Source organism: Nocardia puris, from assembly GCF_003315035.1.
GTDB lineage: Bacteria > Actinomycetota > Actinomycetes > Mycobacteriales > Mycobacteriaceae > Nocardia > Nocardia puris.
This window is the reverse complement of record NZ_QNRE01000011.1, coordinates 1-19,665: the sequence shown is the minus strand read 5'-3', so window position 1 is coordinate 19,665 and position 19,665 is coordinate 1. Positions and strand designations below refer to the sequence as shown.

The 19,665-nt window shown below is 70.4% G+C and carries 15 protein-coding genes; 3 read left to right on the top strand and 12 right to left on the bottom strand.

The window, feature by feature from the left end:
- Nucleotides 1-121 precede the first annotated feature (121 nt).
- Entirely contained in the window at nt 122-2,425 is a 2,304-nt protein-coding gene (locus DFR74_RS23845; protein ID WP_084538211.1) for a DEAD/DEAH box helicase, read from the top strand.
- A 371-nt stretch (nt 2,426-2,796) separates the two neighbouring features.
- Here the strand turns inward: DFR74_RS23845 and DFR74_RS23840 are convergent, their stop codons facing one another.
- From DFR74_RS23840 to ssd, 7 genes are all read right to left on the bottom strand, one after another.
- A complete protein-coding gene (locus tag DFR74_RS23840; protein WP_084538210.1) occupies nt 2,797-3,519 on the bottom strand; it encodes an Rv3654c family TadE-like protein in 723 nt (240 codons plus the stop codon).
- The gene (locus DFR74_RS23835; RefSeq protein WP_067514239.1) at nt 3,516-3,821 is read right to left on the bottom strand and encodes a TadE family type IV pilus minor pilin; all 306 of its coding nucleotides are present in this window, start codon (nt 3,819-3,821) and stop codon (nt 3,516-3,518) included. The genes DFR74_RS23840 and DFR74_RS23835 overlap by 4 nt, the downstream gene beginning before the upstream one ends.
- 29 nt (nt 3,822-3,850) lie before the next feature.
- On the bottom strand, nt 3,851-4,045 hold the full coding sequence (locus DFR74_RS23830) for a DUF4244 domain-containing protein (RefSeq protein ID WP_067514247.1): 195 nt from the start codon (nt 4,043-4,045) through the stop codon (nt 3,851-3,853).
- A 563-nt stretch (nt 4,046-4,608) separates the two neighbouring features.
- Complete coding sequence (locus DFR74_RS23825) at nt 4,609-5,187, bottom strand: type II secretion system F family protein (RefSeq protein WP_067514246.1); 579 nt, start codon at nt 5,185-5,187, stop codon at nt 4,609-4,611.
- A 780-nt stretch (nt 5,188-5,967) separates the two neighbouring features.
- Nucleotides 5,968-6,777 carry a type II secretion system F family protein gene (locus tag DFR74_RS23820; RefSeq protein ID WP_067514238.1) on the bottom strand — a complete coding sequence of 270 codons (810 nt, stop codon included), beginning with the start codon at nt 6,775-6,777 and terminating at the stop codon, nt 5,968-5,970.
- The gene (locus tag DFR74_RS23815; protein ID WP_067514237.1) at nt 6,774-7,961 is read right to left on the bottom strand and encodes a TadA family conjugal transfer-associated ATPase; all 1,188 of its coding nucleotides are present in this window, start codon (nt 7,959-7,961) and stop codon (nt 6,774-6,776) included. Before DFR74_RS23815 ends, DFR74_RS23820 begins: the two co-directional genes overlap by 4 nt.
- Before the next feature lie 364 nt (nt 7,962-8,325).
- Nucleotides 8,326-9,435, bottom strand: a complete 1,110-nt coding sequence (ssd, locus tag DFR74_RS23810; protein WP_084538209.1) for a septum site-determining protein Ssd — start codon at nt 9,433-9,435, stop codon at nt 8,326-8,328.
- An 814-nt stretch (nt 9,436-10,249) separates the two neighbouring features.
- Here ssd and DFR74_RS23805 point away from each other — a divergent pair.
- Nucleotides 10,250-11,116 (top strand): HAD family hydrolase, encoded by an 867-nt coding sequence (locus DFR74_RS23805; protein WP_228790215.1) that lies wholly within the window; start codon nt 10,250-10,252, stop codon nt 11,114-11,116.
- A gap of 483 nt (nt 11,117-11,599) precedes the next feature.
- Here DFR74_RS23805 and DFR74_RS23800 read toward each other — a convergent pair whose 3' ends face one another.
- From DFR74_RS23800 to DFR74_RS23780, 5 genes are all read right to left on the bottom strand, one after another.
- Nucleotides 11,600-12,346 carry a Fic family protein gene (locus DFR74_RS23800; protein ID WP_067514235.1) on the bottom strand — a complete coding sequence of 249 codons (747 nt, stop codon included), beginning with the start codon at nt 12,344-12,346 and terminating at the stop codon, nt 11,600-11,602.
- A 372-nt stretch (nt 12,347-12,718) separates the two neighbouring features.
- Nucleotides 12,719-14,392, bottom strand: a complete 1,674-nt coding sequence (locus tag DFR74_RS23795; protein ID WP_067514234.1) for a dipeptide ABC transporter ATP-binding protein — start codon at nt 14,390-14,392, stop codon at nt 12,719-12,721.
- On the bottom strand, nt 14,389-15,330 hold the full coding sequence (locus tag DFR74_RS23790) for an ABC transporter permease (protein WP_067514233.1): 942 nt from the start codon (nt 15,328-15,330) through the stop codon (nt 14,389-14,391). The genes DFR74_RS23795 and DFR74_RS23790 overlap by 4 nt, the downstream gene beginning before the upstream one ends.
- Entirely contained in the window at nt 15,323-16,249 is a 927-nt protein-coding gene (locus tag DFR74_RS23785; protein ID WP_067514232.1) for an ABC transporter permease, read from the bottom strand. The genes DFR74_RS23790 and DFR74_RS23785 overlap by 8 nt, the downstream gene beginning before the upstream one ends.
- An 18-nt stretch (nt 16,250-16,267) precedes the next feature.
- Complete coding sequence (locus DFR74_RS23780; protein WP_232331929.1) at nt 16,268-17,863, bottom strand: peptide ABC transporter substrate-binding protein; 1,596 nt, start codon at nt 17,861-17,863, stop codon at nt 16,268-16,270.
- Nucleotides 17,864-18,154: 291 nt separating this feature from the next.
- Here DFR74_RS23780 and DFR74_RS23775 point away from each other — a divergent pair.
- On the top strand, nt 18,155-19,665 hold a 1,511-nt coding region (locus DFR74_RS23775), incomplete at its 3' end, for an acetate--CoA ligase (RefSeq protein WP_113975261.1).

Here is a 19,665-nt window from a genome sequence, read left to right as displayed (position 1 = left end):
TCGGTCTTCCAAACCGCACACGTTTCACACTTCCCCCGCGTGTCGAGGTCGTCGCGTCGTGAATCCAGCCGACCGGGCGGGCCTGACCGCGCCCCTCGAAGAGCTCAGCTATGGGCGATCGTTGCTGAATCGCGTCCTGGCCGGAGCGCCCGACGACGACCCCCGCCTCACCCATGTCGCCGAGTTCCCGGCGCGGCCCGCGGCCACCGCGAACTGGCCGGAATGGGCGGCGCCCGACGTGGTGGAGGCGCTGCGCGACACTGGAATCGGCCTGCCGTGGACACATCAGGTGCAGGCCGCCGACCTGGCCGCGGCCGGGCACAACGTCGTGGTCAGCACGGGTACGGCGTCGGGCAAATCGCTGGCCTATCAACTGCCGGTGCTCACCACGTTGCGCGAGGATCCGCAGGCCACGGCGCTGTACATCGCACCGACCAAGGCGCTCGGCGCCGACCAATTGCGCGCGATCGGCGAGCTCACCCACGAAGGGCCGCTGCGCGATATCCACGCAGCCTCTTACGACGGCGACACCCCCGCCGAGATCAGGCAGTGGGTGCGGGCGAACGGTCGCTGGGTCTTCACCAATCCCGACATGCTGCACGTCGGCATCCTGCGTTCCCACCAGCGCTGGGCGCGGGTCCTGCGCAGGCTGCGCTACGTAGTGGTGGACGAATGCCACGCCTACCGCGGGGTTTTCGGCTCGCATGTGGCGCTGGTGCTGCGCAGGTTGCGAAGGATCGCCGCGCGGTACGGCGCCGATCCCGTGTTCATCCTCTGCTCGGCCACCACCGCCGAACCCGAAGCCGCGGCGGCGCGGCTGGTCGGCGCCCGGTGCGTCGCGGTGACCGGGGACGGTTCGCCGCGCGGCCCGCGCACGATCGCGCTCTGGGAGCCGCCGCTGTCGAGCACGCTGACCGGCGAGAACGGTGCGCCGGTGCGGCGTTCGGCCACCTCGGAGGCGGCGCGGATCATGGCCGATCTGGTGGTCGAGGGCGCTCGGACGCTGACCTTCGTCCGGTCCAGGAGGTCGGCCGAACTCACCGCGATGGACGCCCGATTCCACCTCTCGCAGGTCGATCCCGAGCTCGCGGCGCGCGTGGCCGCCTACCGCGCCGGCTACCTCGCGGAGGATCGGCGCGAACTGGAAGCGGCGCTGTCCGACGGCACATTGCTGGGCGTGGCCACCACCAACGCGCTCGAACTCGGAGTCGACATCGTGGGCCTGGACGCGGCCGTGCTCGCCGGATTCCCCGGCACCGTCGCTTCCTTCTGGCAGCAGGCGGGGCGGGCCGGGCGGCGGGCGCACGGCTCGCTCGTCATGCTCGTGGCCAGGGACGATCCGCTCGACACCTACCTCGTGCACCACCCGGCAGCGTTGCTGGACAAGCCCGTCGAGGCGACGATCACCGACCCGCGCAACCCCTACGTGCTGGGCCCGCAACTGCTGTGCGCGGCACTGGAACTGCCCCTCACCGACGCCGAGGTGGACGAACTCGGCGCGCGGGCGGTGCTGGACGACCTGGCCACCGACGGGCTGATCCGGCGGCGCACCGGCCGCGACGGCGCGGCGCGCTGGTACGTCACCGCCGAGACACAGCCGCACGACGCGGTGGACGTGCGCGGCGGCATCGGAGCGCCGGTCGCCGTGGTGGACGGGGAGACCGGGCGGCTGCTCGGCACGGCCGACGCCGGTCGCGCCCCCGCCACGTTGCACGAAGGGGCCGTCCACCTGCATCAAGGCGAAACTTTCGTGGTGGACGAGCTCGACCTCGACGGCGGGGTCGCGTTCGTGCACGCCGCCGAGCCCGGGTGGACCACCAGCGCCAGGCAGGTCACCTCGATCGTCGTCGACGAGATCACCGACGAGGCGGTGCACGGCGCGGTGACCAGCGCGTTGGCGCGGGTGCGGGTGACCGGCCAGGTGACCGGGTACCTGCGCACGCTGCCCACCGGCGAGGTGCTCGACCTGGTGGAACTGGACCTGCCGCCGCAGACCCTGCGCACCGCGGCCGTGCTCTACACCGTCACACCCGAGCTGCTGACCAGGGCGGGGATCGCCCAGAACCGGGTGCCCGGCGCCCTGCACGCGGCCGAGCACGCGGCCATCGGACTGTTACCGCTGGTGGCGAGCTGCGACCGGTGGGATATCGGCGGCGTCTCCACCGCCGAGCATCCGGACACCGGGCTGCCGACGGTGTTCGTCTACGACGGCCAGCCCGGTGGGGCCGGCTTCGCCGAGCGTGGCTTCGCCCAGCTCCGGCGCTGGCTCGGGGCCACGCTGTCGGCGATCGAGTCCTGCGCCTGCGCGCAGGGCTGCCCGTCGTGCGTGCAGTCCCCCAAGTGCGGCAACGGGAACCATCCGCTCGACAAGGCGGGGGCGCGGCTGTTGCTCCGCGCCGTGCTCGACGAACTGAACGAGGTGTGATCGGCGGTGCCTCGCGCAGTAGGCCTCGCGCTCAGGGTTCCCGCAGGTCACGGGCGTGATCAGGATTCGTGACCGCGTCGCGTCCCCGGTGTGACCGCGCGTCGACCAGCCGGACGGTGACCGATCGGCAGCTGCCCCGGACAGTGTGGGTTTTCGGTGATCACCGGGCGTGTCGGCCGGGCCGAATAAAAAGGAAGATTGTCATGTTAACTGGACTATTGCCCTTGCAGTGAGACACACGACGTGCGGATTCATTCCGATGAATTCCGCGTCGCCACGGAGAATGTCTAACACGTGCCAATTATTCAGCCATTCCTATTGTTCAATTAGTTCACGAGGAACTAACACCGGCCAGTGTATGCGCGCGTACATCACCCCGCATTGTCGACAGGTCCCGCTCTCGCCATCGCCACAACGGTCCTCGACCCGAACAGACCCACTGGTATTTTCCGAGTGGTCGTGACGGTGGCCTCCCATCCCCGCACCTCGCACTCCCGAATCCGCGCGCCGTTGCGCCGCGCGACCTCCGCACCCTCCGCGCAGGCCACCTCGATCCCCCGATCCAACGCACCCGCCACAGCCAGCGCCGCCAGATCCGCACTGGCCTGCGCGAAATGCCGCGCCACCACCACCGCCCCGACCTGCCCCACCAACAATGTCGCCCCGATCAGTCCGGTCAGCGCCAGGCACACGAATACCGTCGCCCCACCTCCGTCTCCCGCGAACCGCCGAAGCCGAACGCCGCCCTGTTCGCGTGGCCGCACGCCAGCCGCTTCTCGTCGCCGCACGCCGCCCTCGTCGCGTGGCCGCGCACCACCCGCCTCACATCGCCACGCGCCACCGTCGTCACATGGCCGCGCACCGCACGCCTCACATCGCCGCGCATCAGCCGCCTCACATCGCCGCACGCCACCCTCATCACCCAGCCGCACGCCGCCCGCCGCGTTGTGCCGATCAACTCCGGGCACCCGCACTTGTTCGGATGTCGCGACCCGTTCCACCGGTCTCCGTGCGAAACCTGGCCACCGGGCTCGCGGGATGTGGCGGTTCGTCGGGTGGACTGGCAGCCGAGCTCGTGGGATGGGGTGGTTCATCGGTCGATCTCCGGTTCCAGCGCGGCGACGGCCTCCGCGTGGAGGCGGAGTGGGAGTAGGGGTGGGCGGGCGGTGACGGTGGCGATCGCGTAGGAGCCGTCAACTCGGACGGTGATGTCGGCGCCGGAGGGGGCGACTCGGTGTGCGGTGGGGACGGCGCGCGATTCGTCGCCGCGCGCCGTCAACCTGGCCGCCTCGCGCGCGGCGTCGACACAGCGCACCTGCGCCGACGCCGCGAGCAACACACCGAGACAGGTCAGCACCGCCGCCACCAGAGCACCGAGCGAGATCGCCGCCTCCACCGTGACCGCACCGCGGTCGTCACCGAGTCCTACACGCTGGTGTTCAGCGCCCGGTCGATGATCCGAGTCAACGCGTTCACGATCGAATCGCCCGTCACCACCGTGTACAGAATCGCGCCGAAGGCCGCGGCGGCGATCGTGCCGATGGCGTACTCCGCCGTGCTCATGCCCTCGTCGGCGATGCTCAGGCGCAGGATCCGCGCTTGCAACCGCGCGGGGAACATCTTCACCGCGAGCACCAGCCGCACCGCCCGCGCCTGCGGATTCCGCTCGGCCGCACCGTGTTCCGAGTTCCCGGCCCGCGCGACCGCCCTCGGGTCGGTGCGCCGGAAGCGCCGCTTGGCCCGGAGGATGAGCACCCGCATCCGCCGCACGGCGGGATTCCGCTTGTTCAACGGGCGGGCACGCGGACCCGCCGTCCGCACCTCCCCGGTCTTCTCGGGTGCGTCCCGGTGTGGCAGCCACACCAGTCCCCCGCGCGGCCGGACCATCCGATCCGCCGATCCCTCGATTCGCACCGATATCCCCTTTCCTCGATACCCGCGCGGCCCCTCCGCGCGGGTGAGTTCTGAGCGACGGGTGAGTCGCGGTCGAACAGCCGACCGCCGGCACACCCGCCATGTCGCGAGTTCCCTGTGCGGCCTCGCCGTCCACCAGCGCCGTTGCCTCGACTGGACCAACCAACGGAGCCATCACCGCGGCTCCGCCACTCGTTGCGCCCTGCGGACGGGCACCGAGGGAAACGCGTGGATAAGCGGTCCGGGGTCGTAGCGGGTGGGATGGATGTTCACAGGAGACCGTCGCCGAGGACGTTGCCCGCCAGGCCGATCACGACCGGCACTATGCCGAGGCAGACGAAGGCAGGCAGGAAGCAGAGGCCCAGCGGGCCGCCGATCAGGACTCCGGCGCGTTCGGCACGGGTCGCCGCAGCGTCCTCCGCCGTGGCGCGGTGCTGGGTTGCGAGTTCGGACACGGCCTTCGCCAAGGATGCGCCCGATCGTGCCGAGCGGCGTGCCATCCGAGCCAAGGCTTCGACGTCGGCGGCTCCCGGTCCGGGCGGTGCCACAGCGGCCGCGCGCTCCCACGCGTCGGCGGGGTCGGCGCCGAGGGCGAGCAGATCGGCCGCCGTCGCCAGCGCCGACTCGAGAACCGGCGGGGCGCCGGGCGCCACCGCACGCGCCGCGCTCGCCATCGGCAAGCCGGACCGCAAGCACGCCGCCAACAGGTCGAACACCGACGCCGCGCCCAGCGGATCCGCCGGCCCCGACCGAACCGCCGCCACACGAGGCGTGCCCTCCCGCAACGCGCGCAGTCGCCGACCGGTGGTGACTCGCCGCGGCCACGCCAGGAACGCGGCTGCCAGCATCACCGATGGACCGACCAGCCAGCCACCCAACTCCACAACCCCTCCCCCGAACTCGAAACCCCAACGGTCCCAATGCGACAGCGCATGCGTCGTCACCGGTCCACGGCCCGACAACCACACCGGCAGCCCACGGCCCGACAACCACACCGGCAGCGCGCAGCCCGACAACCACACCGGTAACCCGCAGCCCGACAACCACACCAGCCGCCGGCGACCCGCCGACACGGGTAACCCGCGACCCGACGACAACACCAGCAGCCCACAACCCGACGACACAGGTGACCCGCGACCCGATAACCACCTCAAGAACCCGCGACCCGACAGACAGCCCAGGAGCCCGCGACCCGACAGACAGCCCAGGAGCCCGCGACCCGACAGACAGCCCAGGAGCCCGCGACCCGCCGACTGCCCATCTCTCGGAAACGACACCCGCAGGCCCGTGCGGGTCCGACCCAGGGCGGAATCCGGTCTCTCGTACGCAAACTCCGGCCGACCTCCACCGCGGCATCGCCGGACTGTCTGGGCGCGATCGGGAGTTATCCACAATTGCCCACAGGCCGTGGTGTGATCGTGTCCCTACCGCCAGGACATCACCTCGTCTGAACATGCTGTGGGACAGGGGTTCTCGGTGTCGGGACGCAGCCTGTCGAGTCTCCACGGATCGCCGGCTCGCGTGGCCCTGACTCATTCGCGCTGCGCGGGTTGGGTCAGGGCATGGTTCGATGGCGCGGCCGGACTGGGGTGGGGCTGTGTTCGTTTGGGGCGGAGGAGGTTCGAGGTTCACGGCAGGACCTTTCTGGTGATCGCGTCGGACCACAGGAGGCCGGTGCAGGCCAGGGCGGCGCCGAGGGGAAGGAGGATCGCGCCCGCGGGCGAGGTGAGGAGGATGCCGAGGGGGTTGGCGCCCATGAGCTGGCCGAGGGCCAGTCCGAGCAGGGGCAAAGTGGACAGGACGGTGGCGGAGGCGCGCGGGCCCGCGAGTGCCGCGGTGGTGCGGCTGCGGAAGCGGACGCGGCCGAGCAGGTCGGTGCGGGCGGCGGTGAGCAGATCGGCCAATGCGAGACCGTGCCGTTCGGCGATCGACCAGGCGTCGGCGACGCGGGTGAGCTCGGGGGCGATCACCGCGTCCGCGTCACGGACCCCGTCGGCGGCGGAACCGCCGAGCCTGCTGCGGGCCGCGCCGACCGCGAACGCACGGGCCGCCGCGCCACCGGATTCCCTGGCCGCGACTTCGGCCGCCGCGGCCGGGTGCGCGCCGACGCGCAACTCGCCGATCACCGCCTCGAGCGCGTCCAGCAGGAGGGTCGACTCCACGGCGTGCTCGCGGTCGCGGCGAGTGCGACGGAACCGGACCGTGAGCGTGCCGACGACGACGGCGGCCGCGAGCATCGGCCCGACTCCTACCGGCGCGACGATCACGACGGTGGCCACTGCCGCTACGCGAATCAGCTTGCCGAATCGGAACTTCCGATCAGCCTGGATGCCGAAGAATGCACGCAGGCGGTGCCGCGAACCTGAGGCTGGGACGAGCAGCAACGCCGCTGCCAGACACAAGATCGCCGGAATCGCGGACGAGCACCAATCCCTCATCGGTCCAACCGTTCCGCGAGAAGGACCGCCAACGCCTCCGCACCGGGCACCGCACCGCCGGTAGCGCGCCACGCGGCGCAGATGTGCGCTGTTCCGTTCGCGGAGCGGTCGAGCACACCGATCTCGTGGAGACCGCGGCTTCCGTCGGCACGGCGCTGAACGTGCAGGATCACCTGAACGGCGGCGGCGAGCTGGCTGTGCAGGGCGGCGCGGTCCATACCGCCCAGGGCCGCAAGGGCTTCCAGGCGGGCAGGCACTTCGCGCGGGGAATTCGCGTGGACGGTGCCCGCTCCGCCGTCGTGCCCGGTGTTGAGAGCGGTGAGGAGATCGACCACTTCGGCGCCGCGCACCTCGCCGACCACGATGCGGTCGGGACGCATGCGCAACGCCTGGCGGACCAGATCGCGCACACCGACCGCGCCGATACCCTCCACGTTCGCGGTGCGCGCGACCAGGCGCACCACGTGCGGGTGGGGTGGTGCGAGCTCGGCCGCGTCCTCGACGCAGACGATGCGCTCGCGCGCGTCCACCGCCGCGAGCAGCGCGGACAAAAGTGTTGTTTTTCCTGCTCCCGTGCCGCCGACGACGAGGAACGCGAGGCGGGCGCGCACGATCCGCTCGAGCAGTGTGCGCGCCTCGGCGGGGACGGCGCCCGCGGCGGCGAGTGCCGCGAGCCCCTGGGTGGCGGGGCGCAGCACGCGCAGGGACAGGCAGGTGCCGCCGTGGGCGATGGGCGCCAGCACGGCGTGCAGGCGGACGCCGAACGAACTGCCCAGCGCCGCTTCGGTTCCCGGCAGGCGGCCGTCGACCCACGGCTGGGCGTCGTCGAGTCTGCGGCCCGCCGCGAGAGCCAGGCGCTGTGCGAGCCTGCGCACCGCCGCCTCGTCAGGGAAAGTGATCGCCGTTCGCTCGAGTCCGTCGCCTCGGTCGATCCACACCGCGTCGGGCGCGGTGACCAGGACGTCGGCGACGCGCGGATCGTGCAGCAGGGGTTCGAGCACGCCCGCGCCCGTCATCTCGGTCTGCAACAGGCGCAGCGCCCGGAGCGTGTCGGTGTCGCCCAGCACCCCGCCGGCCTCGGCGCGAATGGCCGCCGCGACCGCCGCCGGATCCGGCTCACCCGCGCGCCCCGCCAGGCGCTCCCGCACCCGGTCCAACAGTTCCGCCGTCACCAGGGTGCTCATGCCCCACCACCGCCGCTGTTGACCGAATCCAGCCGCCCCACGACCAGGGCGTGGGAGGCGGGCCCTGCCTCGTTGATGCTCGGGGCCGCTCCGTAGGGCCGCGCCCATGTCGGCGGCGCTCCCGCATCCCGCCCTTCTCGACCGCGCGACACCACCCCGCCCGCACTCTCGGCGAGCCGGACCACCGCACTCGAACGGGCGGCGGCTGCGGCGTAGGTGGGCGGGTTGCACACGCCCCCGAGACATTCGGCGGGCAGGTCGGTGAGCCCGCCACCGCGCCCGCGAAGACCGCACCGGGCACTCAGCCCGGCAATCGGCTGTCCGCAGACGAGCGCCGAACGCAGGTCAACCGCCTCGGGGCGCCTCACCGCGCACCCCCGACAGGCGCGTCGACCAGGGCGAGGATCGCGTCGGCGGCTTCGCGCAGTCCACCGCGGCGCGGTGCGCGCAGGCCTCCGCGCTCCAAGCGGCTCGGGAGTGCCGGGTCGGCGCGGATGGCGGCGAGCAGGGGCAGGTCGAGGATTTCGGCGAGTTCGCCGCCGCGCAGGCCGCCGGGAGCGGGACCGCGCACGACCAGCCCGATATTCGGGTTGCGGCGGGTGAGGTGGGTGGTGGCGCATTCGGCGGCGGCCGCGGCGCGCAGGGTGGCGCGCGTGACGAGGACGACCAGATCGGCGCGGTCTAGCGCCTGCTCGGCATGCGGGCCGCGCTCGCCGGAGACGTCGCAGATCACGAGATCGCCTGCGCCACGGCATGCTTCGAGTACGGCGCGCATGGCGCTCGCCCCGATCGGGCTCGGCAATCGACCGGCACCGCCGCGCCCGCAGGACAGCACCGTGAGGCCGGGTGCGGCACTCGGCAGGGCGCTGTGCAGTGCGGGCGCGGCCACCCGGCCGTCCTCGACCACCAGGTCGGGCCAGCGCACGCCGGGCGTGGTTTCGATGCCGAGCAGCAGGTCCAGACCCCCGGCGAGCGGGGCCGCGTCGACCAGCACCACCTCGCGCCGGACGGCGCCCGCGGCCGCCCGCAGCGCCGTGGCCGCGGCGAGTACCGAGGCTCCCGCACCGCCGCACGCGCCGGCGACAGCCACTACGACACCGCCCGCGGCGCGCGGTTCACCGTGCTCAGCAAACTTCTCGATAAGCCCGACGGCGGCACCGGGCAGCGCCACCACACGCTCCGCGCCGACGGCGGCCGCGGCCTGCCAATCGGGGAGCTCCGGCTCGCCTTCGGTGACCAGGACGACGCCGGCCCGGCGCACATACGCCGCCTCCGCGCACTCCCGCGCCGACTCTGTGTCGAGGATCACCATGGGTGCGGCGGTCCACGCATGCCTGCCCGCGGCGGACTCGCGCTCCTCCAGTGCGCGGGCGGCCGCGGCCGCGACACGGCGCACCTCCTCGCGCAGGCGGGTGTCGCGGATGAGCACCAGCGCGGGCGGCATCGGGCCTGGCTGCGGGTTGTCGGCGTCCATGCAGGTCAGCGTCGCGGAAACGGGCGCGGTGCAGAAGACCCGATGTGCCGAATGTGGATAACTCAGGCGCTGTGGACAACTCGGGCGCCGACGAGGAGTGGGGAACCGTCCCCGAAATAGAGGACGGCCCCAGCCGGGGGGGGAGGAGGCTGGGGCCGTCGGGTTCAGCCCCGGGGGGTCGGGCTGAACGCGCCTGGACCATGTCCAGGTGCCAGCAATACTACACCCATTCCCCGGCCCTTACGCAAGTCCGTCTTCGGAGAAGTTTCGCCGGCACCGGACACCCGGCGTCTGCCGAGCAAACTCACGGCGCCGATCCCGTCCGCTGACGCGCCCGCACGGACTCCGTTGGTGCGGAGCCCATCCGAAGCCCTCGCACACGAACGCTGGACATGCGCGCAGCAGGAACGCCTGGGCCGGATACGCGCGTTCGAGCGAAGGCGAGGAGGTACGCGCAACACGCGCCCCGAGCCTGTGGCCGGCCACACGCACCGAGCGCCCGAGGCAGAGCCCACCAGGGCGACGGCACACACAACCCATCCCCAGCCCCGCGCATGGCCGGAGCAAAGCCGGAGGTTACGCACGGCTGACACTGCTGGGGCGTAGCCCCATCCTCAGCCCCCGCGCACGGCCGGAGCAAAGCCGGAGGTTACGCACGGCTGACACTGCTGGGGCGTAGCCCCATCCTCAGCCCCCGCGCACGGCCGCAGCGAAGGCGGAGGTTACGCACGGCTGACACTGCTGGGGCGTAGCCCCATCCTCAGCCCCCGCGCACGGCCGGAGCGAAGGCGGAGGTTACGCCTATTCTGAACGGATGATGGCCGAAGGCGACCTGACAGCGGTTCCGGACGGGCGGACACCCGCCCCCGACGGCGCGGACGCGCCCGCGGCGCGCACGCGGGTGGCCGCGTTCTTCGATCTGGACAAGACCGTGATCGCCAAGTCGAGCACGTTCGTCTTCAGCAAGCCGTTCTTCGCGCAGGGGCTGCTGAATCGGCGCGCGGTGCTGGAGAGCAGCTACGCGCACTTCCTGTTCCTGCTCTCCGGCGCCGACCACGATCAGATGGAGCGGATGCGCGAGCACCTCACGAAGATGTGTGCGGGCTGGGACGTGGAACAGGTGAAATCCATTGTGGCCGAGACGTTGCACGAGCTGGTGGACCCGCTGATCTACGCCGAGGCCGCCGACCTGATCGCCGATCACAAGATCAGGGGCCACGATGTGGTGATCGTCTCGGCCTCGGGCGAGGAGATGGTGGGGCCGATCGCCGAGGTGCTGGGCGCCTCGCACACCGCGGCCACCCGGATGGTGGTGAAGGACGGCAAGTACACCGGCGAGGTCGAGTTCTACTGCTACGGCGAGGGCAAGGTGACCGCGATCGAAAAGCTCGCCGCCAGTGAGGGTTACGACCTCGCGCGGTGCTACGCCTACTCCGATTCGGTGACCGATCTGCCGATGCTCGAGGCGGTGGGCCATCCCACGGCGGTGAACCCGGACCGGAACCTGCGCAAGGAGGCGACGGCGCGCGGCTGGCCGATTCTCACGTTCTCCAACCCGGTTTCGCTGTGGGCGCGCTTCCAATCGCCGTCCTCGACCACGGTCGCCGCGACGGCGGCGGTGGGGCTCAGCGCGATCCTGGCGGGGGCGATCAGTTACCGGCTGCTGCGCCGGCGTCGCTGACCGTTCGCCAGCTGACTCCCGGCCCGCGAAAGGGGTATCAACGGGCGTCCTCCACGGGGACGGCGCTCGGGCGCGACCAGGCATTCAACCACGAAACGCCGCGCGACACGCCGATATTTCCATGCGTTTTCGGCACTTGAGTGACGTCACTCACAGTGGTAGAAATGTAGCTACGGAAGGACGGAAGGCCAAGGCGGAGCCGGAAGAGAAGGTTCAGTCTCCCGACCCACCCTTCCCAGCACGGACACCAGGCACCCACGCGGAGCACGCCGCGCAAGGGCAGAAGCGTTGTGGGCCTGCGAAATCCGGGTATGTCGACGGCGATGGCCTCGCACAGGTTGCGGGGATGAACCGCGGCGAATCCGGACGATCGCCGAGGCCGCCGAACACAACCCACACAGCACGCTTGGTAACCCGGTAGTCCGTGCTAGCGGGCGGTGAGGTCGACATCGACAACGCCGCCCGCTTTGATGTGCGCGGACCCTATCCCGAGGCCGCGTCCGCGATCGAGGTCGCCTCGCGCGCGCCGTCTTCCAGTGCGCCGCAACAGAAGATCACCCAGCCGCCCACCGTTTCGGGCTGCCCGGTGCCGAACGCGGCCGCCGCGTCCAGATACGCCTGCCGCCGCCGCAGCCAGAACACCTCCGGCACCCCGAGCGCGTGCGGATCGAGCCCGCTCGACACCGTGACCAGCCGGGCCGCGGCTCGCGCGACGATTCCGTCCGCCGTGCCGAACGGCCGCAGGGTCAGCAGCTCGCCGTGCACCACCGACGCGATGACCGGGGCGGGCGCGCGCGTGGTGAGCACCGTCTGGGCCAGCACATCGAGCCGTTCGGCCACGCCGGGCGTGGTGCGCGGACGGCCCAGGGTCTGCTCGTCGGACACCATGTCGGCTGCCGCGAGCAGGTGCAAGCGCGCCAGCGCCTGCAGGGGCGCGCGCTGCCAGACGCCGGCCAGGTTGCGCAACGCGTCACCGTCGAGGGCCTGACCGACACGCAGCGAGCCCGCCAGGATCGGGTCCTCGACCCGGCCGTCGGCGGGCAGCTCGGTGCTGCCGCCGTCGATGGCGGCCGAGGAACGCGCCGCGCGGACCGCCGCCTCGGCGGCGGTGGTGGGCCAGCCGCGCCGGTTCGCCTTGTGCCGGTGCACCGCGGCGAGCGTGTCGCGGGCGCGGTCGGCGGCGTCGCGCACGCCGGGCAGGTCGACGAGAGGTTGCAGCGGGTCGGTCACGGAATACGAGGCTACTGGTGTGGGGGCCGCCACCGCCGCGGCAGGTCACAGGCGGAAGGTCTCGCCACCAACAGCACGCACCGGCAGCTCGCGCCCCGGACCGAGAAGAGGCGCGGTGCCCCTCGTGCCGCCCACGCGGGCTCGTCCGGCATCGCCCGAGGTTCGGACCGCGCGTGCCGCCACGAACCGGCCGGCGTACGCCGGCGCCGCCGTGTCGTCGGCATCGGTGCGCGGAAGTCGGGCCCTACCGCCCGGACCCACCGGCACCATTCAGCCGCACGACTGCGCCGACGTCGATGTGCCGACGGTGGCCCGGCCATCCGGGCCTGCGACCACCCCGCCACCTGTCCGGCCTGCGACCACCCCGTCACCTCACCCCACCAGCAGATCGCGCCCCGGAATCGCGTCCAGCAGCCGCCGCGTGTACTCCTCGCGCGGGTTGTCGAACACCTCCTCGGTCGCCGCCGATTCCACCACCCGCCCCTCGCGCATGACCAGGACGTGGTCGGCGATCTGCCGCACGACGGCGAGGTCGTGGGAGATGAACAGGTACGACAGGCCCAGCTCGGCCTGCAGTTCGCCGAGCAGGTTCAGGATCTGCGCCTGCACCAGCACGTCGAGCGCGGAGACGGCCTCGTCGCACACCACCACCTCCGGCGAGAGCGCCAAGGCCCGCGCGATCGCGACCCGCTGCCGCTGCCCGCCGGACAGTTCGTTCGGATAGCGGCGCAACACCGAGTCGGGCAGCGCGACCTTGTCCAGCAATTCGCGGACCGTCGCGGCGCGTTCGGCGGCGGTGCCGATCTTGTGCGTGCGCAGCGGCTCCTCGATGGTGCGGTAGATGGAGTACATCGGGTCGAGCGAGCCGTACGGGTCCTGGAAGATGGGCTGCACGCGGCGCCGAAAGCCGAAGGCGCCCTTGGCGTCCAGCTTCGCCACGTCGCGGCCGTCGAACGTGACGCTGCCCGAGGTCGGTTCGAGCAGGCCCAGCACCATGCGCGCCACCGTCGACTTGCCCGATCCGGATTCGCCGACGACGGCCAGCGTGGTGCCGCGCGGCAGCCGGAACGACACGTCGTCGACCGCGCGATGGTTCGACGAACGCCACGGCGCCGACCCGCGGACGCGGAAGTCCTTGGTCAGGTGCTCGGCGATCACCACGTCGTCGGTGCGTTCGGCGATCTGTTCGGCCACCTCTACCGCGTGCTCCCGGATCTCGGCGCGTTTGCGCACCGCCGAAAGCCGTTGCGAGGCCAGCGAAGGCGCGGAGTCGACCAGCTTCTTGGTGTAGGCGTGCTGCGGCTCGCGCAGGATGCGCAGGGCGGGACCGGATTCCACCACCCGGCCGCGATACATCACCACCAGGTGCTCGGCGCGTTCGGCGGCCAGGCCGAGGTCGTGGGTGATGAGCAGGACGGCGGTGCCGAGTTCGGCGGTGAGACCGTCTAGGTGGTCGAGGATCTGGCGCTGCACGGTGACGTCGAGCGCGGAGGTCGGCTCGTCGGCGATGAGCAGTTTGGGCCGGCAGGACAGGCCGATGGCGATCAGCGCGCGCTGGCGCATCCCGCCCGAGAACTCGTGCGGATACTGGTTCACTCGGCGCGCCGCGTCGGCCATCCCGGCTTCCCCGAGCAATGCGATGGACCGCTTCTTCGCCTCCGCACCTTTTGCTATCCCGTTGGCCTCCAATGTCTCCCGTACTTGAAAACCGACCTTCCAGACGGGGTTCAGATTCGACATAGGGTCCTGCGGCACCAACCCGATCCCACGCCCCCGCACCGCGACGATCTCCTTCGGCGACGCTTTGGTGAGGTCTTTCCCGTCGAACACGATCGACCCCGACGTGACGCGTCCCGTCCCCGGCAGCAGATCGATGATCGCGTGCGCGGTGGTGGATTTCCCCGAACCGGACTCGCCGACGATCGCCACCGTCTGGCCCGGATAGACGGTCAGGCTCACGTCGCGCACGGCGGGTATCAGCTCCCCGTCGGCGCTGAAAGCGACGTTGAGGTCCCGGATGTCGAGCAGCGGACGATCGGCGCTCATCGCTTCCTCGCCTTCGGATCGAGCGCGTCGCGCACCGCGTCGCCGAGCATGATGAAGCTCAGCACCGTGAGTGCCAGCGCGGCGGCGGGGTAGAACAGGATGGCCGAGGTCCGCAGATCATTCTTGGCCCGCGCGATATCGCCGCCCCACGAAACGATGTCCGGTGGCAGACCCACGCCGAGATACGACAGCGTGGCCTCCGCGACGATGAACACCCCCAACCAGATCGTGGCCACCACGATCAGCGGCCCGGCGGCGTTCGGCAGCACGTGCCGCACCAATACGCCCATCCGCGACACTCCCAATGCCCGTGCCGCCGTGACGTATTCGCTGTTCTTCGCCTCGATGACCGCGCCGCGCGCGATACGGGCGGCCTGCGGCCAGGTGAACGAGGCGAGTACCAGGATGACGTTCAGCATGGTGGCCGGCCGCAGCATCTGGAGCAGCACGATCGCCGCGAGCACCATGGGGATCGCGTAGAAGATCTCCGCGATGCGCGAGACGATCTCGTCGAACAGGCCGCCGAAGAAGCCGGCCAGCGCGCCGAGCGTGCCGCCGATGAGCACGAACAGCGCCGCCGCGCCCATCCCCACCAGCACCGACGCCCGCGCGCCGTAGATGGTGCGCGCGTACACATCACAGCCCTGCCGGTCGAAGCCGAACGGATGCCCCGGGCGCGAGGGGGCCATGATGTCGTCACCGAGGCAGCGGCGCGGGTCCTGATCGGTGAACAGTCCCGGCCACAGCACCACCACGGCCACGATCACGATGAGCAGCACCGCGATCAGGAACAGCGGATTGCGCCGCAGCCTGCGCCAGGCATCGCCCCAAAGGCTGCTCGGCGCACCGGTTTCCGTCACGCGATCGGTGGCGAGGATGGTCACCTCCTCCGGAGGCGCCACGTAGTACTCCTGCCCGGGCCGGGCTTGCTCAGGCATAGCGAATCCTCGGATCGAGTGCGGCGTAGAGCAGGTCGACGACCAGGTTGGCGAGCAGGAAGATCACCACCAGCACCGTCACGAACGACACCACCGTGGGTGGTTCCACGCGCTGGATCGCCTGGTAGAGCGTGCCGCCCACGCCGGGGATGTTGAAGATGCCCTCCGTGACGATCGCGCCGCCGATGAGCGCGCCCAGATCGGCGCCGAGGAAGGTCACCACCGGGATCATCGAGTTGCGCAGGATGTGCACGGTCACCACGCGCCGCCTGCCCAGCCCTTTCGCCGTGGCCGTGCGGACGTAGTCGGCGGTCATGTTCTCCGCCACCGAGTTCCGCGTCAGCCGCAGCACATAGGCGAACGAGAGCGAGCCCAGCACGAACGCCGGCAGCAGCAGTTCGGTGAAGCTCGCCTGCCCGCTGACCGTGGTGGGCGCGATCCCCCATTTCACCCCGAACAGGAACTGGGCGATATAGCCGACCACGAACACCGGCATCGCGATGATCACCAGACTCGCCACCAGCATGGTGGAGTCGAACAGCTTGCCCTTGCGCAGCCCCGCGATCAGGCCGAACACGATCCCGAACACGCCCTCGATGAACACCGCCATGAACGCGAGTTTGATGGTGATCGGGAAGGCGCGGGCCAGTTCCTCGCGCACCGGCCTGCCGGAGAACGCGGTGCCGAAATCGAAGGTCAGCACGCCCTTCAGGTACAGCAGGTACTGCATGAAGAAGGGCTCGTCCAGGTTGTACCGCGCCCGCAGCTGTGCCTCGACGGCGGGCGTCAGCGGTTTCTCACCGGCCAGCGCCTTGATCGGGTCGCCGGGGATGAGGAACACCATCGCGTAGATGAGCAGCGTCGCGCCGAGGAACACCGGGATCATCTGGAGCAACCGGCGCAGGATGTACCAAGCCATCGTCGGGGCCCGCGCCGGTTACTTCTCGATGTTCTCGAAGTCGAACAACCCGTTCCACGCCAACCGGACGTTGCGCACGCGATCCGAATGACCCGCCGCCGCAACGTAGTCCAGCACCGGGATGTCGGCCATATCGCGGATCAGCAGCGCCTGGGCCTGCGCGATGATCCGGTACGACTCCTCCGGCGTGGCCGCTGCCAGCGCCTGGTCGAGCAGGCGGTCGAACTCGGGGTTGTTGTAGTTGACGTTATTGGTCTCGGAGAAGCTGTAGTACTGCGACGTCAGGAACTGCAGCATCGACGGATAGTCACCCTGCCAGCCGTAGCGGAAAGCCTTTCCGATCGTCTCGGCGGTCACCTCGTCGCGAATGGCCTTGAAGGTCGGGTACGGAACGGCGATAGCGTCGATGCCGAGAGTGTTCTTCACGCTATTGGCCACGGCCTCGACCCACGCCTGGTGTCCCCCGTCGGAGTTGTACGCCAGTTCGTAGCGCCCCGACCACGGGGAGATCGCGTCGGCCTGCGCCCACAGCCGCTTGGCTTCCTCCGGATTGAACTGGAGGACTTCGGAACCCGGCAGGTTGCCCTCGAAACCGGGCAGGGTGCTGGCGGTGAAATCGCGCGCGGGGATGCGGGTGCCGTGGAAGATCTTGTCCGAGATCTGTTCCCGGTTGATGGCCATCGAGATCGCGCGCCTGCGCAGCAATCCCTCCTCACCGGCGAAATGCGGCACGTTGGTCTGAATGCCGATGTGCTGGTTCTGCGCGGTGGGTTTGGTGATCGCCCGGTCGCCGAGATCCTGCTTGTACACCGCCAGGGCGCTGGCCGGGACGGTGTCCAGCGCGTCCAGGTTGCCCGACTGCAGGTCCGCGTAGGCCGTGTCGAAGGACTGGTACATCACGAATCGCAGGCCCTTGTTCTTGGCCGGACGGCCGCCCGGATAGTCCGGGTTGGGCACCAGATCGATCTTGACGTTGTTCTCCCACGTGCTGAACTTGTAGGGGCCGTTGCCGATCGGGTTGCGGCCGAAGGCCTCCATATCGGCGAACGCCGCCTCGGGCAGCGGGTAGAACGGCGCGTAGCCGAGCGCGTTCTCGAAATCGATCGACGGCTGCTTCAGCTCGATCGTGAAGGTCCGGTCGTCCACTACCTTCAGGCCCGACATGGTCTCGGCGGTCGGCTGTTCGGCCGACACCTCGTCGAATCCGAGAATCGGCGCGAACACGTAGTTCTGGAGTTGCGCATTGGTGCTGAGCGCGCCGTAGTTCCACGCGTCCACGAAGGAGGAAGCGGTGACCGGTGTGCCGTCGGTGAACGTCCAGTCCGGCTTCAGGGTGACCCGGTAGTTCTTGCGGTCGGTGGTCTCGATCGACTCGGCCGCCTCGTTGTGCGCGACGCCCTCGGCGTCGTAGTACTTGAGCCCGGCGTAGAGCCGGTCCACGACGCGGCCGCCCATGTTCTCGTTGGTGTTGGTGGGCACCAACGGATTCTGTGGTTCGGCGCCGTTCACGGTGACGATGTCGGCGTCGCCGCCGTCGGTGGAACAGCCGGCCAGTCCGAGGCCGGTGGCGAGTAGTGCGGCCGCGGCCAGCGCGGTGACTCGATGAAATCGCAACGCGTACTCCCGATGTCGCGTAGGAGGAGGCGGAGCGCCGGGCGGCGCCCATCGTGCCCCATAGCGCCGACCGGGCGATCCGCCTCGGAATGCCTGGGACGTTAGCCAGTCGAACAGGTCTTGTCATGAGTTCCGTGCGGGCGATAGTCGCTTGTTACCGATACGGCAACATCGGCGAAACACCGGCGGGCCGCCGACGGCGGCCGGAACGGATGCGCGGACGCGGACGCGGCGTAGGTCACACTTGGCTAGGGTCGGGGGTGGCAGAGTCGACGCGAAAGAAGAGACGTGATGACCGAAACCACCGATCACCGGGCCAGTTACCCGCCGAGCGCGGAATTCGCCGCGCAGGCCAACGCCGACGCCTCGCTCTACGCCGCGGCCGAGGCGGACCGGCTTGGCTTCTGGGCCGAGCAGGCCGGACGCCTGCACTGGCATCGCCAGTGGGACCAGGTGCTGGACTGGAGCGACGCGCCGGTCGCGAAATGGTTCGTCGGCGGACAGCTCAACGTCGCCTACAACTGCGTGGATCGCCACGTCGCCGACGGGTACGGCGACAAGGTCGCCATCCAGTGGGTGGGCGAGCCGGGCGACACCCGCGCCCTCACCTACAAAGACTTGCTCGCCGAGGTGTCCCGCACCGCGAACTACCTCACGGACCTGGGCCTGACGGCTGGCGACCGGGTCGCGATCTTCATGCCGATGGTCCCCGAGGCGATCGTCGCGATGCTGGCCTGCGCGCGCCTGGGCCTCACCCATTCGGTGGTGTTCGCGGGCTTCTCCCCCGCCGCCCTGCGCCAGCGCGTGGACGACGCGCGGGCCCGGTTGATCATCACGACCGACGGTCAGTGGCGTCGCGGCAGCGCCGCCCCGCTGAAGGCGGCGGTGGACGAAGCGCTCGACGCGCCCGGCGACGCGCCCACCACGGTCGAGCACATACTCGTGGTGCGCCGCACGGGGATCGAGACGCCGATGCGTAAGGGCCGTGACCTGTGGTGGCACGAGACGGTCGCCGCCGCCTCCCCCGACCACGAAGCCCAACCCTTCGACGCCGAACACCCCCTGTTCATCCTCTACACCTCCGGCACCACCGGAAAACCCAAAGGCATCCTCCACACCAGCGGCGGCTACCTCACCCAAGCCGCCTACACCCACCACAACGTCTTCGACCACAAACCCGACACCGACATCTACTGGTGCACCGCCGACATCGGCTGGGTCACCGGCCACAGCTACATCGTCTACGGCCCCCTCGCCAACCGCGCCACCCAAATCGTCTACGAAGGCACCCCGAACTACCCCGACGAGCACCGCCACTGGCAGATCGTCGAGACCTACGGCGTGACGATCTACTACACCGCGCCCACCCTTGTGCGCACGTTCATGAAGTGGGGCAAGGAGATTCCGGCCGCGCACGATCTGTCCAGCTTGCGGTTGCTGGGTTCGGTGGGCGAGCCGATCAACCCCGAAGCGTGGCGCTGGTACCGCGACACCATCGGCGCCGGACGCACGCCCGTGGTGGACACGTGGTGGCAGACCGAGACCGGCGCGATCATGATCTCCCCGCTACCGGGCGTCACCGCCGCCAAACCCGGTGCGGCGCAGACACCGCTGCCCGGGATCAGCGCGCGGGTGGTGGACGAGGACGGCAACCAGGTCCAGCTCGGTGAGACCGAGGCGAACGGTTACCTGGTGCTCGACCAGCCGTGGCCGTCGATGCTGCGGGGCATCTGGGGCGACATGGACCGCTACCGCCAAACCTACTGGGAACGCTTCGCCGAACACGGCTGGTACTTCGCCGG

Excerpts from the sequence above, each read along its gene's own strand:
- DFR74_RS23805 (WP_228790215.1), top strand. The coding sequence starts at position 10,250 with ATGATGGCCGAAGGCGACCTGACAGCGGTTCCGGACGGGCGGACACCC.
- DFR74_RS23795 (WP_067514234.1), bottom strand. The coding sequence starts at position 14,392 with ATGAGCGCCGATCGTCCGCTGCTCGACATCCGGGACCTCAACGTCGCT.
- DFR74_RS23840 (WP_084538210.1), bottom strand. The coding sequence starts at position 3,519 with ATGAACCACCCCATCCCACGAGCTCGGCTGCCAGTCCACCCGACGAAC.
- DFR74_RS23825 (WP_067514246.1), bottom strand. The coding sequence starts at position 5,187 with ATGCTGGCAGCCGCGTTCCTGGCGTGGCCGCGGCGAGTCACCACCGGT.
- ssd (WP_084538209.1), bottom strand. The coding sequence starts at position 9,435 with ATGGACGCCGACAACCCGCAGCCAGGCCCGATGCCGCCCGCGCTGGTG.
- DFR74_RS23790 (WP_067514233.1), bottom strand. The coding sequence starts at position 15,330 with ATGCCTGAGCAAGCCCGGCCCGGGCAGGAGTACTACGTGGCGCCTCCG.
- DFR74_RS23820 (WP_067514238.1), bottom strand. The coding sequence starts at position 6,777 with ATGAGGGATTGGTGCTCGTCCGCGATTCCGGCGATCTTGTGTCTGGCA.
- DFR74_RS23785 (WP_067514232.1), bottom strand. The coding sequence starts at position 16,249 with ATGGCTTGGTACATCCTGCGCCGGTTGCTCCAGATGATCCCGGTGTTC.
- DFR74_RS23830 (WP_067514247.1), bottom strand. The coding sequence starts at position 4,045 with ATGTTCCCCGCGCGGTTGCAAGCGCGGATCCTGCGCCTGAGCATCGCC.
- DFR74_RS23815 (WP_067514237.1), bottom strand. The coding sequence starts at position 7,961 with ATGAGCACCCTGGTGACGGCGGAACTGTTGGACCGGGTGCGGGAGCGC.